Genomic DNA, 15,803 nt, shown 5'->3' with positions numbered 1-15,803 from the left:
AGATGTGTAATAAAAGGCGGTATTTACAAGACTTCTATGTCTATAATAACTGCATACGAATTAGCAAAAGATAAAAACACAAAGATACTATTATGGGACTTAGATTTACAAGAAAACTTAACTCAATATGTATATAAAGTTAACCATGAAGACAAAACAACTATAGATATAGTTGATGGATTAGGTGCTGAAGATGTTATTGTTAAGTGTCCAAATTCAAATTATCCTAATATAGACATAATACCTTCTGATATAGGATTAGCTATGCTGGATGAAAAAATAAGCTTACAACCGGCTAGAGAAAAAGTTCTTGCAAGATGGTATATGCAAAATATTGATGTACTTGAAAAGTATGATTACATAATTTGTGACTTATCACCTAGTTATAATTTAACAGCTAAAAATATACTTTACTTAGCAGACTCTATAATAGTTCCTATAATGGATAAAAATATATCTTCTTTAAGAGGAGCTGCATTATTTAAAGAATTATGGACTAGAGATAAGTACTATTTAGAAAAAGAAGATAATGATATAAAAGCTACTGTATTAGTTGGATATGAAAAGCAAAGAACACAAGTGTCTGATTTATTTGATCAATACCTTCAAAAGTTTGAAGAATTAAAAGACATGATGTTAGAGTCATTTATAAGAAGAAATACTTTCGTTGAAAAAGCTTTATTAAGTAAATTAAGCATAAGTGATTATTTAAAGAAAAATGGACAAACTCATTTCAGTAAAGAAGAAGTTGAAAATATGATAAAAGAATTAAAAGAAAAGGATGTGCTTTAGATGCCTAAGATAGATATGAATTTATTAAATGAAGAAGTTCCTACCACTAGAAAATCAACTATTGTCAATGAAACTAATGAAACAAAATCTTCATTATCTATATATGATATAGTTAAAAAGGAAAAGAAGAAGTCTAAAGAGCAAGTTGGAGTTACTTTAGATAAAGATATAGTAGACAAGTTAAAGACAGTGGTCATAGACTCAAATATAACTATGTCTAAGTTATTTGAAAATCTACTTACTCCATTACTTGAAGACGTTGAAATAAGTAAAAAGAATGTAGATATATACAATAATAAGAACAAGTTAAAAGGTAGAAGAAAATCAGAATAGATTAATAAAGGAGATTAAAACTATAAAATAACTAAGTTAATATAAAGTTAATTAAATTAATCAGTTTATTTTTAGATGTATTCGTCACAAAAAAGCCTTAAGATTTAAATATGTATAAATAAAATGAACACTATAGTTTATTTTAAAAAAGTAATACCAATGATTATTAATAATTATTGGTATTACTTTTTTATAGTGTGGATTTAAGGAATATCTATTTCTATTTTTTCATCTTCAAAATACTTAGTCTCTGTATCTGGGATAAAAAGGCCAGGAGTTATTATGATTTTCTTTTCTGTCCCTTTAAGTTCAAAATGGTAATACATATCGTTTTTGCTACAACTTCCACTGTTACCGCCTAATAAGCTATTGCCACTTTCATCTTCTATATAGAAATCTGTAAAGTGCTGTAAACGCGCTACCTCAGACTTATTTCCTTCTAATTGTGTTTTAATATTAACGGAAATAGGAGATACCTTTATTTGATCAATTTTCAACTTAACTTTATCGTTTATATTTATATACTTATTAACATTAACAACTTTTAAATCATTAGATATATTAGAAGTATTTATAGTCGTATTAAATTCCCAGTTTCCAAAAGTTTTAAATAATAGCCTTCCTTTTTCAGTTTTTGACTCACCTAAATCAAAATCTTTAAATTGAATTTTTAAGTTGTAATCTTTACCTTTTTCTAAACTGTCAAGTAAATCAATATCTGTATCTCCAATACCATCTCCATCAGTATCTTTTCTATTTAAATTAATAGTATATAAAAATTCTTTTTTATTTTCATTTTTAACATCTCTTGGGTTTATTCCGCCACCTTGTCCAGGGAAAGAGATATCTCCTATGGTTATTATAGGTATATCAGGCATGAAATCTTTTTTATCAACTCCATGTTTTTTAAAATCAAAATTAGTATAATCCATACTTAAACTTATAATTAATTGTCCATCATCTAACATTACATCTCCTAAATTAAGAACTAATCCGTTATCTGTTATTGATTGATTTCCTTCAAATTTATACTTATCAAACTCACTATAGTCCCTACCTAAGAAAGATTCAATACGACTTGCTAAAATATTTATATATGCCCATGTAGTCTCATTTGTTAGTGCTACTGTTCCAAGTATAAGAACCGCTGAGACACTTGCAGCAATTAGTTTTTTAGTTGTTTGTTTTCTTGATTTCAACTTAGATTTCACTATATTTTTCATTTTAGGATTATCAGTTTTTACTTCATCATATTTATCAAATTGAATTTTTTCGTTGTTTAATACTTTATATTTATCTATCAATTTATTTTCCTCCCTCATTTAATAAAGATTTTCTTATTTTTGCCTTTCCCCTAGATAACTTACTATGTACACTTGAAATAGCTAATTTTTTGTCATTTGCTATATCTATTACACTTTCATCATTTAGGTAATATCGTCTAAATATTTCTTTATCTTCTTCGGACAAGAATTTTAATGTTTCATTTAACTCCTCTTGAATTTCAATTTTTAGTAAGTTTTTATCTATGTAATAGTTTTTTTCATCTAAATCTGATATCTCTATTTTATTTAAATACTTTCTTTTATAATCAATTGATTTATATTTCGCTATTGCACATATCCAATTTTTAAAAGTATTTTTATATTGGTCAAATCCTTCAACATTATCCCAAATAGCTAGCAAAGTATCACTAACACACTCTTCTTCATAATTAATAAGAGATCCTAGATGGTATCTAATTACAGAAGTAATAAGCCCATTATACTGATCTATTAAAATTTCCATTCCTTTTTGATTTTTCTTTTTTATATATTTAATTATTAACTTGTCTTTCAAGTTGTTTCCTCCTCACTATAAAAGCTTTTACATTACTTAATTCGTAAACTAATACAAAAAACTTGCATATTCAAATATTTTTTTATTAATCTTTTTTGTTAGTAAGTTAGTTAACAAGGAATGAGTACGTATTGTAATGAAATTTTTGTTGTTAACTTCTTTATAGATATATGGCTAATTATATTGTTAATCAGCTAAGTAACAATACATAATAGAAAGTATAGTCACAGTAAAAAAGTCTCTAGATTAAACCAAATAGTTAAATCTAGAGACTTTAATTACATTATTTATTTTTAAGCTTAACTGGTATTACTTTAAATCAATATCAAAGTCCGATCCAACTTTCTTCCACTTATTATTAGAAGAATCGGATGCATATAAAGAAAGGTTTAATTTACTAGAATCTTTTTTTACACTTTCACGGGAATTATCAAGTTTAAAAATTCCTTTTCCATTATTACTATAGTCACAATAAAACTCAACTTTATTTCCAAGATTATCATTTCCAACAAGTTTCATAAGATACTCTGTTCCATCAGTAGGTAAACTAAATTCAATTTTTGTACCTAAGCTATTACTAATATATTTACTTAGCTTAATTCTTTTATTCACAAATTTTCTCTCTAATTTATAGATACAATTACATAGATATTACAAATATTTTAAAAGTTTCACTTTTTACTCTATTCAAAATTAACTAGTGTTTTAAGTTGTTATAGTTTTGTTTATCTGTATCATCAAAAAACTTATTATTATCCACTATTTCGTTAATCAATTCTATATTTAAACTTTTAGCAATGCAATTCTTTTCCCTTGATTTTTCTGAAACTATATTATGTAGCTTTATAATATCCTCATCAATTAATCCATAGTTAACTTTATCTATCAAGTATCCTATTTCTGTGTACGTATCTATATACCCTTTCATATAAATCTCATTTTCACATAGAGTAACGCCTAAATTCCTAGCGTATTTAGTTGGAGCAATTACTTTAACATCTTTTCTATTAGTTTTAACAAAAGAATGTGTGAGTTCATGAATATATTCATAAACTTCTAGATTGTTATTTTTACTTGTTATATATTTTGCATTTTTTAAGGCTGGTATGCTATTTTCATGTTCTTCAGAAAACAAAATAGTTACTATACTAAATATTAGTATAACTATTATAAATACCACTCCTATCCAATAATAAGGTAATGAATTTTTCATAGATACTCCTTTTTTAATAATATATCAATCTGAAAATTTAACTCCTTTACTTAGAATAATTTATACTATATCTTATTTACTTAGTTCTGAATGTAAATTAAATTGCTCAGTTAAACTTTTGTTAGATATTTCATCCGCAGAGAGTTCTTCACATACTCCATTTGACATTCCGAGATTTACTGAACTAAATATCTTTGAATTTTTTAACATTAGCAAAGTTCTCATGCCACTTGGGTTTACAACTATTTCAGATGTTACTTTATCTTGATTATCATTTGAATCTTCTTTAGTTTCTGACTCTACTTTTACTTGACCTGCAATGTTCTTATTATAATTATAATTTTTAGATTTTGATTTCTCTGCCTTTTGCTCATCATTTTCAAATTTGAATATGTCTGATTTTTTAGCGTATATATTTTTGTATTGTATCGTATTTACATTTTGTACTTTCATTATATTTCTCCATTCATCCATATTAATTACATTTTTTTCCATGTTAATTCTAGCATATATTTAACTAATTGATTATATAAAATTTAAATTTTATTTTTTTCGACTTAATTTGCCATTTTAATTCGATTTCTGACTAAAAATTAAGACAAATATTTACAACCAAATGAATTCTATTTGGATAATTTTAATTTTATGGTAATATTTTACATTAAATAAGCAACAAATGTTTTTGGATTTTATCTTCTAGATAATCTTAGTTGAATTTTAAATTTTTGGAGGGGTTAAAATGTATAACGATATTAGAGTTACAAAACAAGAAGTAAGAGACTTCTTATTAATTAATTTTGGATTGATTACGTTTCTAGCTATATTTGTATTTATTAGCTTTTCTAAACCAAATAGCGATGATTTTCTATATAACTTTGCTATAACATTTATGTATATTCCAGCTTTTTCAGTAATGGTAGTGCTTAAAAAGAGTTCTTATTATGAATTTGGTGATGTTGTAAACAAGTTCTTTAATTTCTTTATAATAGCGACAATATTAAGAGTTATTTTTTCTATACTTGAGCCTTTTTTTATAAAGAATGTTATTATTTCTTCTTTAATAGATCCAATTGTATCTTTGTATATTTTATATAGTGTATTTGTAAATTCTTCTGATTTTGAAATTTTCAATTTATCACTAAATAAAAACTTTAAAAAGGTATTGTTCTGTATAGGCATATATCTAGTTATATTTACAGTTGGATGTAGTCCTGACCTTATACATATACACTTTAGTGTAGCGAATTTTATTGATGCATTACTACAAATTTCAGTTGGAATTGTTATGAATATAATATTGGGTATTAGCTTGTTTTTTGGAGAAGAGTTTGGGTGGAGATACTTCCTACAACCTAGACTTCAAAAGATATACGGAAAAAGATTAGGAGTGATAATACTAGGACCTATATGGGGTATTTGGCACTTGCCTCTTTGTATGACTCTTTACAGTCCTCAAACTCCGGTTTATTGTATTATAAGTCATGTATTATTCTGCACAACACTTGGAGTATTTTTAGCTTATGCTTATATGAAAACAGAAAATCTGTGGACCCCAATGTTAATTCATTTAATCGGAAACTTAATTGCACTTTCAAATGGTGGTGGGCTAGATACAATAATTACATTAAACGATCTTTTAATAGCTATTTTATTTGAATCTGTATTATATTTACCATTTTTATTTGCAAAAGTATATAGACCTAACAAGGATGACATCGGTGTATCTATTGATAATTAGAATAAAAAAAAGGTTGTATCTATTTGATACAGCCCTTTTTTATGACCTTAAAATAATAATAATTTTCTACTCGAACTTCAAAGAAACCTTCTTTTTCTGAATCTCTAAAAATCGATGGATTATATTTTTTAATTACTACCCTAATGTTAGCAGATAAATGCTTGCTCATTTAGTACTCCTTTCATTTCAAATTAGCATACTAATCTCAAAACTATATAAAATTATAACATTTAATAATTTAGCTTTTATTTAATCATAAATTGCTAATAATATGTTATATAATAATGCGTATTTTTAATAATTTGAGAGGTGAATAATATACATATGATTATTTTTATAAATATACTTTTAGTATTTTTTCTTGTCTTTTTAAATGGATTTTTTGTTGCTACAGAATTTGCTATGGTAAAGGTTAGAAAATCTAGGATAGAAACGTTAATAATTCAAGGTGATAAGCGTGCGAAACGTACTTTAATAGTTGTTAAAGATTTAAATTCATACTTATCTGCCTGTCAGCTTGGAATAACTTTAGCATCGTTGGGGTTAGGATGGGTAGGAGAGCCGGCTATTTTACGTTTGTTAATGCCAATATTTAACCTATTTAATTTGCCTTCAAGTCTAGAACATTCAATTGCATTTATTATTGCATTTTCAATTATAACTGGATGTCATATTGTATTTGGAGAATTGGTTCCTAAATCCCTAGCAATTATAAGTCCCGAAAAAATAGCATTAAGTACAGCTTTTCCACTTATATTTTTTTACAAGTTAACATATCCTGTTATGTGGATATTCAATCATAGTACAAACTGGATATTAAAGGTATTTGGGCTTTCTCAAGTTGATGAACATGAATCAGTTCATACTGATGAGGAAATAAAACTATTAGTTGAAGAAAGTTATAATCATGGATTAGTTGATAAAACTGAATTAACTCTTGTAGATAATATCTTCGATTTTTCTGATAAAACAGTAAAAGAAATAATGGTACCACGTACTGACATTACAAATATTTTCATAGAAGATGCATTTGATGACATTATAGATTTCACATTAAAAGAACAGCTTACTAGATATCCTGTATGTAAAGAAAATAAGGATAATGTTATTGGATTTATTCATATTAAGGATTTATATAAACAAAAGATTGAAGGTAGTAATCAAGAAATAAAAAATATTATTCGTGATATTAAACTTGTCCCAGAATCAATGCTCATAAGTGATCTTCTTAAAATATTTAAAAAAGATAAAGTACAAGTTGCTTTAGTTATTGATGAGTATGGAGGAACTTCTGGTTTAGTAACAATAGAAGATATTTTAGAAGAAATTGTTGGGGAAATTCAAGATGAGTTTGATGAGGAAGAAGATTCTATTATTAAGTGTGAAGATAATAGTTATATAGTAGATGGAAAGGTTCTAATTGAAGATATAACTGAGTTTTTATATATAGATATTGAAGATGAACACATTGATACTATTGGAGGTTGGGCATATGCTCAGTTAGATTCTTACCCTAAAGTTAATGATAAATTTACTTATAAAAACTATGAATTTACTATATTAAAATGCAATAGAAAAAGAATAAACAAATTATTGATTAAAAATTTATCTGATAAATAATTAAGTACCCTTTAGCTATTAATAAACGTAGTTAAGGGGTATTTATATATTTTGCAACTTTTTAATTTAATTAGAATATTAATATTATATATAAATATTGATAAAAGTTAATTCATAGATTATAATGTACTTTAAATAAAAAATTACTAAATGCTATTTAATAAATTTCTATTTTAAACTTTATTTACAAAATAGGATTATTAGCAATATATTCAGGAATATATTAATTAGTTTTTAAAAATGTTTCTGATGGTTTTTTATTTATTATTTTAAGGAGGAAGAAATGAATAATTTAGATTCAGACCCCGGGGCCTTTATGCCTCAAATAATTTTAATAGTATTACTTACTGCTATTAACGCGTTTTTCGCATCAGCAGAAATGGCTATTGTTTCTGTAAACAAATCAAAAATAAAACAATTAAGTGCAAGCGGAAACAAGAAAGCTCAATTGCTTGAAAGACTTATGGAAGACCCAAGCAATTTCTTATCAACTATTCAAATTGGAATAACTTTAGCTGGATTTTTCTCAAGTGCATCTGCTGCTACAGGAATATCTACGCACCTTTCAAAGATATTAGCTCCACTTAGTATACCTTATTCTAATGAATTATGTATGTTTTTAGTAACAATAATACTTTCATATTTTACATTAGTATTTGGAGAATTAGTACCTAAACGAATTGCTTTGAAAAAAGCGGAGAAGATATCTTTATTTTCAGTAAAATCAATTTACATTATATCTAAAATTGCAAAACCATTTATAAAACTTTTATCATTTTCAACTAGTCTGGTTTTAAAAATAACAAGAAATAATGATATGGATATTGAAGAAAGAGTTTCTGAAGAAGAAATTAGAACTTTAATATCACAATCTCAAGAAGATGGATGTATTGAAAATGAAGAAAAACAGATGATATATAGCATATTTGAATTTAATGATAAGACTGCTAAGGAAATTATGACATCTAGACATGATATGTTTGCGGTAGACATAGACGATGATTTGGATGAAATACTAGAAGGAGTAATAGCATCAGGATACTCTAGAATACCTGTATATGAAGATAATAAGGATAATATACTCGGGATATTATATGTAAAAGACTTATTAGTAAAAGCTAAGAAAGTTGGATTTAAAAATATAAATTTAAAAACAATGCTTCATGACCCATATTTTGTTTCAAAGTCTATTAGAACAAATGAATTATTTAAACTTCTAAAGGATAAAAAGGTCCACTTAGCGTTATTAATTGATGAATATGGTGGAATAGAAGGTCTAGTAACTATGGAAGATTTAATTGAAGAAATTATGGGAGATATTGAAGATGAATACGATAAAACTAAATCTACTATAACACAAATTGATGATAGTAATTTTATTGTAAAAGGATATTTGACAATAAGTGAATTTAACAATAAATTTGATATAGATATAGAACAAGGTGACTATGATACTTTAAATGGATATATACTTACATTGTTAGGTGATTTCCCAGAAGAAGGTCGAGAAATTGAATTAGACAATTTTACATTTTTAATTGAGAATGTAAATAAAAGAAGAATTGAAGATATAAGAGTAAGTATAAAAAACAGATGTGCGCAAATATCATAATGAGTTTTTATACACTTGAAATTTAAACAAAAATGAGTAAATCCCTATATTTAAGGATTTACTCATTTTTTTATATTATACAGCACTTAAACTAAAGTTATTAGTTAATAAGTGTTTTGCAAATTCATCTAGTTTACTTATTGTTTGTTTTATATCATTTTCTGTTGTTTCATGATTAATAGCACACATTCTTAAAACAACTTTACCATTTAAAACTGTTGTAAATATTCCTGCATAGTTTTCTTGAAGTGCTAAATGTGAAATATTATTATTAAGTGCATCTATATCTTGTTCAGACATTCCAGATGGAGTATATCTAAAATTGATAATTGCTAATTTAGGATCAGATATTACTTCCCAATTCTCAAATTCTAATAATGTATTCTTAATATATTCTGCAAGATGAATACCATATTCAATTCTTCTGCTCATTTCACTAGTTCCTAGAGTTTGTAATGTAAACCAAAGTTTAAGACCCCTAGTCGGTCTTGTTAATTCAATACCTACGTTTCCATAGTTTATTTCATCGTCATTTATATCTAAGTCTCTTAAATACTCTGGATTTTCACTAAAACTTCTTGCTAAATCATTTTTATCTTTTACAAGAACCATTGCACAACTATATGTTTGGAATAACCATTTATGTGCATCCCAACTTAAACTATCAGCATTTTCTATTCCTTTTAATAAATGATTATAGTTTTCAGATAATAATATCGATGCTCCATAAGCTCCATCTACATGCATCCATAAACCATATTTTGAACATATATCAGATATTTCTGGTATTGGATCAATACTTCCAGTATTTGTAGTCCCTGCACTAGCTATAACAACAAATGGGTGTAACCCGTTTGTTATATCATTTCTTATTTCTTTTTCTAGTTCATCTATCTTCATTCTATAATTTGAATCTGAAGGTATTTTTCTGATATTCTTAGGTGATATTCCAGATATTTTAAGTGCCTTTTTAATTGAACTATGAGTTTGATCAGATACATAAGCAGTTCCCAAATGTAATTTATCAAATGAAAGTTTGTTATCTCTTGCAGCTACCATTGCTGTAAGATTTGCCATAGATCCTCCTGAAACAAATAATCCGCTCGATTGTTCTGTGTTATATCCAGCTTTTTCAGATAGCCACTTAATTAATGTTTTTTCAATAAAACTAGCAGCTGATGTTGTCATCCAGCATCCAGCATGCAAGTTATAAGCACTGGACATTACATCTCCAATCCAAGAGTTCAAATCTGCTGGACCAGGTATAAATCCAAAAAATCTTGGATGGTTTACTCTTGCTCCATACTCATAAACCTCTTTCATCATTTCTTCCATAACTTCTTGTACCTGTCTCCCCTGACTAGGTATACTTATGTTTCTAAGTTTATTTATTTGATTAGAATCAGCTACTTTTACTACTTCATTAGATTCTAACGATTCAAGTCCTTTAAAGTATTGATCAATAAAATAATTTAAAGAATTTTTAAATTCTAAATTGTTCATGTTGCTTTACCCCCATTTCTACGCAATTGTCCTTATCTTTTTTAAGCCACGTTCATGATATCATCAAAATATATATTAATCAAACTACGGTTTCTGTATTATAATTAAATTCCGCGCTTGCAAATAGTAAAATTTAAGCTTATATAACCAAAAATTGGAATAAATCAATTAAAATTAAATTTAGTAATTGCATAAATAGTTCAAAAGATTAAGAAAATAATAAAAAAACAATTAAAAAATAAAGTAAATGTATATTTATTTGGATAAATAATTTAATTTACTTTAGATTATTTGAACTTACATATATATGCTAAAGGGATATATTATTTAAAATAAGTACATTTTTTGAGCTATGGTTATATAGGTAGAGTAGAAAAAGCATATATTTGAATAACCTATTTAATTTGAATATAAATTCCAAAGTGTAACATATGTTACAGTGTATTTGATAAATTTTAGGTATAATTTTTATTGTTCTAATCATAAAAATTCAAGAACAAATAAAAACTTAATTTACAATCTATATAATATAAAACATTAATTTTAATATATAAATATATAGATGTTAGTAAGGGGACACTTATGGATAAAATTAAAAAGAACCGTGAATTTTTTAAAGCTGACTTCGAAATATTAAAACAAATAAAAACTGATAAACAAAAAGGTATTTTACCCTTACCTTTTCAAAAAGAATATGATAAAAATTCTGAATTAATAACTTTACCATCTATCAATAAAAACATTTTAGCTAAATCTAATGTATTAGACTGTATACAAGATCGAAGAAGTATTCGTAAATATAGTGATGAAAAAATAACTTTAGATGAGCTTTCTTACTTACTTTGGGCTACTCAAGGCATACAAAGTGTAAAAAATAATTTCAGTGCATTAAGGACAGTACCTTCTGCTGGATGTACCCATCCTTTTGAGACATATTTAATAATCAATAATGTTAATGATTTAAATCCTGGAATTTATAGATACTTACCATTAGAACATAAACTTTTATTTATAAAAAACTTAAATAATATAACTGATGAAATAAATAAGGCTACTCCTAATCAACCTTTTGTACAAGACTTTGTATCTAAAAGTGCTGTTGTTTTCGCTTGGAGTTGCATTCCATATAGAAGTGAGCATAGATTCAATATAACTGCTCATAAAAAAATACTTATAGATATTGGTCATGTTTGTCAAAATCTTTATATAGCATCAGAATCTCTTAATTGTGGTACTTGTGCTATTGGAATTTATGATCAACACATAATTGATGATATGCTAGATTTGGATGGAGAAGATGAGTTTATAATTTATATGGCTTGTTTAGGTAAAAAATTTTAGCATTATCAAAATTTAATTAACAACGTTCACAATAATCTAATTATATATAAAAAGATCACTCTTATTGCCATTTGAGTGATCTTTTTTAATAAAACAAACAAATACAATGGTTAATCTATTTTCGATGTAGTAAAATAAATTGTAAAGATTAAAATTAACTAAAAATTAAGTATATAAGGATTTGTAAAATATGATGAAAATAAATAGCATATCAATATTTGATAATATAAAACCAGAAAGTAAAGAACAGTTAGAGAAGATAATGACAAGTTTTCAGGCACAAAGAAAAGAAACTTTATTCCTAGAAAAAGAATTTATTGATAATTTGTATTTTATAGAAAAAGGAAAAGTATCTATATACAAAATAAATGAAAATGGTGAGAGAAAAGTAATATTCATATTTAAAAATGGTGATGTAATAAATGATCTTTCCTTAGATCAAGAAAAAAACACTATTTTCGCTTGTGAAATATTTGAAAAGTCAACTATATTGAAGTGCCCTGCGTCTGAATTCATAAAAATAATGGAAAATGACTTTAATTTAATGAAAAATATATTGGTTCATACTCAAAATATTAATAGAAGGCTATACAGACAACTAAAAAACTCTTCTTCTCTAAATATAGATAAAAAACTTGCAGCAAAACTATATAGAATGGGAAAAGAGTTTGGAGTAAAACAGGGAGAATGGACACTTATTAAAGCAAATATAAGTATTACATATATAGCAGAAATGCTTGGATGTAAAAGGGAAAGTTTATCAAGAACCATGAAACAATTGCAAGACTATGGATTGGTCAAAATTGTAAATAAAAATATTTATATAAAAAAAGAAGATTTGTCTAAATACTTTAAAGGTAATTAATAGAGAGTACATATAGCAATGTAATTAATGTTATGTGTATTTTTTTTATAAATTCGATAAAAAGATATCAATATTGTTATATATATCACAGACATTCAAAAAATCGTATGCTACTATATCTTTAATAAAATATAGGAGGAGAGATTATGAAGATAAAATTGAATAGAGCAAACTTCGATAAAGGTCTTAAATTATTGAAATCGGAATATAAAGTTTTTGCACCTGTAACGACCCCTTTTAAAGGAGTTTACTCTGATACAGATTTAACTAAATATGAGGAAATAAGTAGTATAGATGATATAGAGTTTAATAAAAAATCTAACTTTTCACCAAAAGAAATTATACTACCTATAACTCAAACATTATTTTATTTTACAGAAAAGGAATATAAAACTAGTGATATAGATGATAAAAAATTGATTATATTTTTAAGAGCTTGTGATATAAATGGAGTAAAAAGATTAGATGAGATTTACCTTAATAATGGTATTGAAAAAGATTATTTTTATGAAAGATTAAGAGAAAAAGTAAAGTTTGTTTTAATTGGATGTAAAGAAAGTTTTAGAAATTGTTTTTGTGTAAGTATGGGGTCTAACAAAACTGATAATTACTCAATGGCATTAAATATAGATAATGATGAAATCTACTTGGATATAAAAGATGAAGATTTAAATATATTTAGTGGTGAAGATACTGAGTTTGAAGTTAACTATGTTAAGGAAAACCTTATCTCTTTGCAATTGCCTAAGAATATAAATCCGATAGAACTAGCAAAACATGAAATGTGGAATGAGTATGATTCTAGATGTATAGGATGTGGACGCTGCAATTTTGTCTGTCCAACTTGTACTTGCTTTACTATGCAAGACATATACTACAAAGAAAATGAAAATGTAGGAGAAAGAAGAAGGGTATGGGGATCTTGTCAGGTAGATGGATACACAGATATGGCAGGTGGTCATTCTTTTAGAAAAAAACAAGGTGAAAGAATGAGATTTAAAGTGATGCATAAGATATACGACTTTGATAAAAGATTTGGATACCAAATGTGCGTAGGATGTGGAAGATGCGATGATTCCTGTCCACAATATATATCTTTTTCACAATGTGTAGAAAAAATAAAAGGCATATTAGATATCAATGAGGAGGTAAAATAGATGAATCCATACATACCAGTTAATTCAAAGATTATAGATATAATTAAACATACAGATATAGAATGGACATTTAGAGTTTCTAGTAAAACCGAAGGAGTCTTACCAGGAAAGTTTTATGAAATTTCAATTCCTAAATTTGGAGAAAGCCCAATATCAGTATCAGGATACGGAAAAGATTATATAGATTTTACTATAAGAAATGTAGGTAAGGTAACTAGTGAATTATTTAATTATACAGTCGGAGATAGCTTTTTTATAAGAGGACCTTATGGGAATGGATTTGATGTAAGTTTATACGAGGGAAGAGAAATTGTTATTGTAGCAGGAGGAAGTGGTCTAGCTCCTGTAAGAGGTATCGTAGAGCATTTTTACAACAATCCTGATAGATGTATAAGCTTTCAGTTAATAGTTGGATTTAAAAGCCCTCAAGATATATTATTCAAAGATGATTTAAATAAATGGAGCGAAAAACTAGACATATTGGTAACAGTAGATAACGCTGATAGTGATTATGATGGAAATATAGGATTAGTTACAAAGTATATTCCAGAGTTGAAAATAGATGATATAAATAACATGTCTGCAGTAGTTGTTGGACCTCCTATGATGATGAAATTTACAGTAGCAGAGTTCTTAAAAAGAAAGCTATCTGAGCACAACATATGGGTATCTTACGAAAGAAAAATGTGCTGTGGTGTAGGTAAATGTGGACACTGTAAAATGGATGATACTTATATTTGTATCGATGGACCTGTATTTGATTATTCTTATGCAAAGAATTTAATAGATTAGGAGGTATAACTATGATAAGAGATTTAAATACTAAGAAAGTAATGAAAAATGCTTTTAGAATAACTAAAACTAAATATGAAACTTCTCTTAGAGTGAGAATACCAGGTGGAAGTGTAGATCCAGAAAGTTTGATGATAATTTCTAATATAGCTACAGAGTATGGAAATGGCGAAATACATATTACCACTAGACAAGGTTTTGAAATACTGGGTATAAAGATGGAAGATATGGAAGAAGTAAACAAACTTATACAACCAGTAATTGAAAAAATGGATATAAACCAGGCAGAAAAAGAAGAAGGATATCCAGCTGCAGGCACTAGAAATATATCTGCATGTATAGGAAACAAAGTCTGTCCAAAGGCTCAATATCACACAACAAACTTTGCAAAGAGAATAGAAAAAGCTATCTATCCAAATGATTTACACTTTAAGGTAGCGTTAACTGGCTGTCCAAATGACTGTATAAAGGCGAGAACCCATGACTTTGGAATAATAGGCATGACACGTCCTTTATATGAAAAAGAGAGATGTATATCATGTGGAGCTTGTGTTAAAAAATGTGAAAAACTATCCACTAAAGCTTTACGAATGGAAAACTATAAAATCGTAAGAGATCACGATAAATGCATAGGATGTGGAGAGTGTACTTTAAACTGTCCTACTTCAGCATGGACTAGAGATGAAAAGAAATACTACAGACTAGCAATCATGGGTAGAACAGGTAAGAAAAACCCAAGACTAGCAGAAGATTTCTTATTGTGGGCAGATGAAGAATCTATAATAAAAATAATACTTAATACTTATAAATATGTAGAGCAATATATAGCTAAAGATGCTCCAGGAGGAAAAGAGCATATAGGATATATAGTTGATAGAACAGGATTTATGGAATTTAAAAAGTGGGCATTAGAAGGTGTAAATTTAGATGATATAGTAAAAGTAAATGAAAATATTTACTGGAGCGGAATCAAATATTAACTTAAACTAGGGGGTAAT

Annotated in this window: 17 protein-coding genes; 10 read left to right on the top strand and 7 right to left on the bottom strand. The window is 26.7% G+C overall.

The window, feature by feature from the left end:
- Together RWY47_RS07590 and RWY47_RS07585 are read left to right on the top strand one after the other, a co-directional pair.
- Nucleotides 1-792 (top strand): ParA family protein (locus RWY47_RS07590; RefSeq protein ID WP_316030285.1); only part of this gene is annotated, 792 nt, incomplete at its 5' end.
- Nucleotides 793-1,125: a hypothetical protein gene (locus tag RWY47_RS07585; RefSeq protein ID WP_035117912.1), complete on the top strand. Its 333-nt coding sequence runs from the start codon at nt 793-795 to the stop codon at nt 1,123-1,125.
- A gap of 203 nt (nt 1,126-1,328) precedes the next feature.
- Here the strand turns inward: RWY47_RS07585 and RWY47_RS07580 are convergent, their stop codons facing one another.
- The 5 genes from RWY47_RS07580 to RWY47_RS07560 form a co-directional block, all read right to left on the bottom strand.
- Nucleotides 1,329-2,429: a DUF4179 domain-containing protein gene (locus RWY47_RS07580; RefSeq protein ID WP_224170787.1), complete on the bottom strand. Its 1,101-nt coding sequence runs from the start codon at nt 2,427-2,429 to the stop codon at nt 1,329-1,331.
- 1 nt (nt 2,430) lies between these two features.
- Nucleotides 2,431-2,964 (bottom strand): sigma-70 family RNA polymerase sigma factor, encoded by a 534-nt coding sequence (locus RWY47_RS07575; RefSeq protein ID WP_224170786.1) that lies wholly within the window; start codon nt 2,962-2,964, stop codon nt 2,431-2,433.
- 309 nt (nt 2,965-3,273) lie between these two features.
- Nucleotides 3,274-3,576 (bottom strand): hypothetical protein, encoded by a 303-nt coding sequence (locus RWY47_RS07570; RefSeq protein ID WP_199874300.1) that lies wholly within the window; start codon nt 3,574-3,576, stop codon nt 3,274-3,276.
- Between the two features lie 85 nt (nt 3,577-3,661).
- Nucleotides 3,662-4,177 carry a hypothetical protein gene (locus RWY47_RS07565; protein WP_199874301.1) on the bottom strand — a complete coding sequence of 172 codons (516 nt, stop codon included), beginning with the start codon at nt 4,175-4,177 and terminating at the stop codon, nt 3,662-3,664.
- A gap of 72 nt (nt 4,178-4,249) precedes the next feature.
- A complete protein-coding gene (locus tag RWY47_RS07560) occupies nt 4,250-4,630 on the bottom strand; it encodes a hypothetical protein (RefSeq protein ID WP_199874302.1) in 381 nt (126 codons plus the stop codon).
- A 286-nt stretch (nt 4,631-4,916) separates the two neighbouring features.
- Here RWY47_RS07560 and RWY47_RS07555 point away from each other — a divergent pair, with 286 nt between their 5' ends.
- Nucleotides 4,917-5,915 (top strand): CPBP family intramembrane glutamic endopeptidase, encoded by a 999-nt coding sequence (locus RWY47_RS07555; protein WP_168932478.1) that lies wholly within the window; start codon nt 4,917-4,919, stop codon nt 5,913-5,915.
- Nucleotides 5,916-5,934: 19 nt separating this feature from the next.
- Here the strand turns inward: RWY47_RS07555 and RWY47_RS07550 are convergent, their stop codons facing one another.
- Nucleotides 5,935-6,084, bottom strand: coding sequence for a hypothetical protein (locus RWY47_RS07550; RefSeq protein ID WP_167402771.1), 150 nt, complete (start codon nt 6,082-6,084; stop codon nt 5,935-5,937).
- A 155-nt stretch (nt 6,085-6,239) separates the two neighbouring features.
- Here RWY47_RS07550 and RWY47_RS07545 point away from each other — a divergent pair, with 155 nt between their 5' ends.
- The gene (locus RWY47_RS07545; RefSeq protein WP_224170784.1) at nt 6,240-7,535 is read left to right on the top strand and encodes a hemolysin family protein; all 1,296 of its coding nucleotides are present in this window, start codon (nt 6,240-6,242) and stop codon (nt 7,533-7,535) included.
- Between the two features lie 283 nt (nt 7,536-7,818).
- Nucleotides 7,819-9,147 carry a hemolysin family protein gene (locus RWY47_RS07540; RefSeq protein WP_021429939.1) on the top strand — a complete coding sequence of 443 codons (1,329 nt, stop codon included), beginning with the start codon at nt 7,819-7,821 and terminating at the stop codon, nt 9,145-9,147.
- 75 nt (nt 9,148-9,222) lie between these two features.
- Here RWY47_RS07540 and RWY47_RS07535 read toward each other — a convergent pair whose 3' ends face one another.
- Nucleotides 9,223-10,650 carry a pyridoxal phosphate-dependent decarboxylase family protein gene (locus RWY47_RS07535; RefSeq protein ID WP_224170783.1) on the bottom strand — a complete coding sequence of 476 codons (1,428 nt, stop codon included), beginning with the start codon at nt 10,648-10,650 and terminating at the stop codon, nt 9,223-9,225.
- Between the two features lie 582 nt (nt 10,651-11,232).
- Here RWY47_RS07535 and RWY47_RS07530 point away from each other — a divergent pair.
- The 5 genes from RWY47_RS07530 (at nt 11,233) to asrC (ending at nt 15,785) form a co-directional block, all read left to right on the top strand.
- The gene (locus RWY47_RS07530) at nt 11,233-11,991 is read left to right on the top strand and encodes a SagB/ThcOx family dehydrogenase (protein ID WP_224170782.1); all 759 of its coding nucleotides are present in this window, start codon (nt 11,233-11,235) and stop codon (nt 11,989-11,991) included.
- Nucleotides 11,992-12,181: 190 nt separating this feature from the next.
- Nucleotides 12,182-12,856 (top strand): Crp/Fnr family transcriptional regulator, encoded by a 675-nt coding sequence (locus RWY47_RS07525; RefSeq protein ID WP_224170781.1) that lies wholly within the window; start codon nt 12,182-12,184, stop codon nt 12,854-12,856.
- A gap of 146 nt (nt 12,857-13,002) precedes the next feature.
- Nucleotides 13,003-14,013: an anaerobic sulfite reductase subunit AsrA gene (gene asrA / locus RWY47_RS07520; protein WP_224170780.1), complete on the top strand. Its 1,011-nt coding sequence runs from the start codon at nt 13,003-13,005 to the stop codon at nt 14,011-14,013.
- Entirely contained in the window at nt 14,014-14,805 is a 792-nt protein-coding gene (gene asrB, locus RWY47_RS07515) for an anaerobic sulfite reductase subunit AsrB (protein ID WP_220797043.1), read from the top strand.
- Between the two features lie 11 nt (nt 14,806-14,816).
- On the top strand, nt 14,817-15,785 hold the full coding sequence (gene asrC, locus RWY47_RS07510) for a sulfite reductase subunit C (protein WP_224170779.1): 969 nt from the start codon (nt 14,817-14,819) through the stop codon (nt 15,783-15,785).
- The last annotated feature ends 18 nt before the right edge of the window (nt 15,786-15,803 follow it).

It is taken from the genome of Paraclostridium sp. MRS3W1 (genome assembly GCF_032465715.1).
Taxonomy (GTDB): domain Bacteria; phylum Bacillota; class Clostridia; order Peptostreptococcales; family Peptostreptococcaceae; genus Paraclostridium; species Paraclostridium dentum.
The sequence above is the reverse complement of the archived record's forward strand: the minus strand, read 5'-3'. Positions and strand labels throughout refer to the sequence as shown.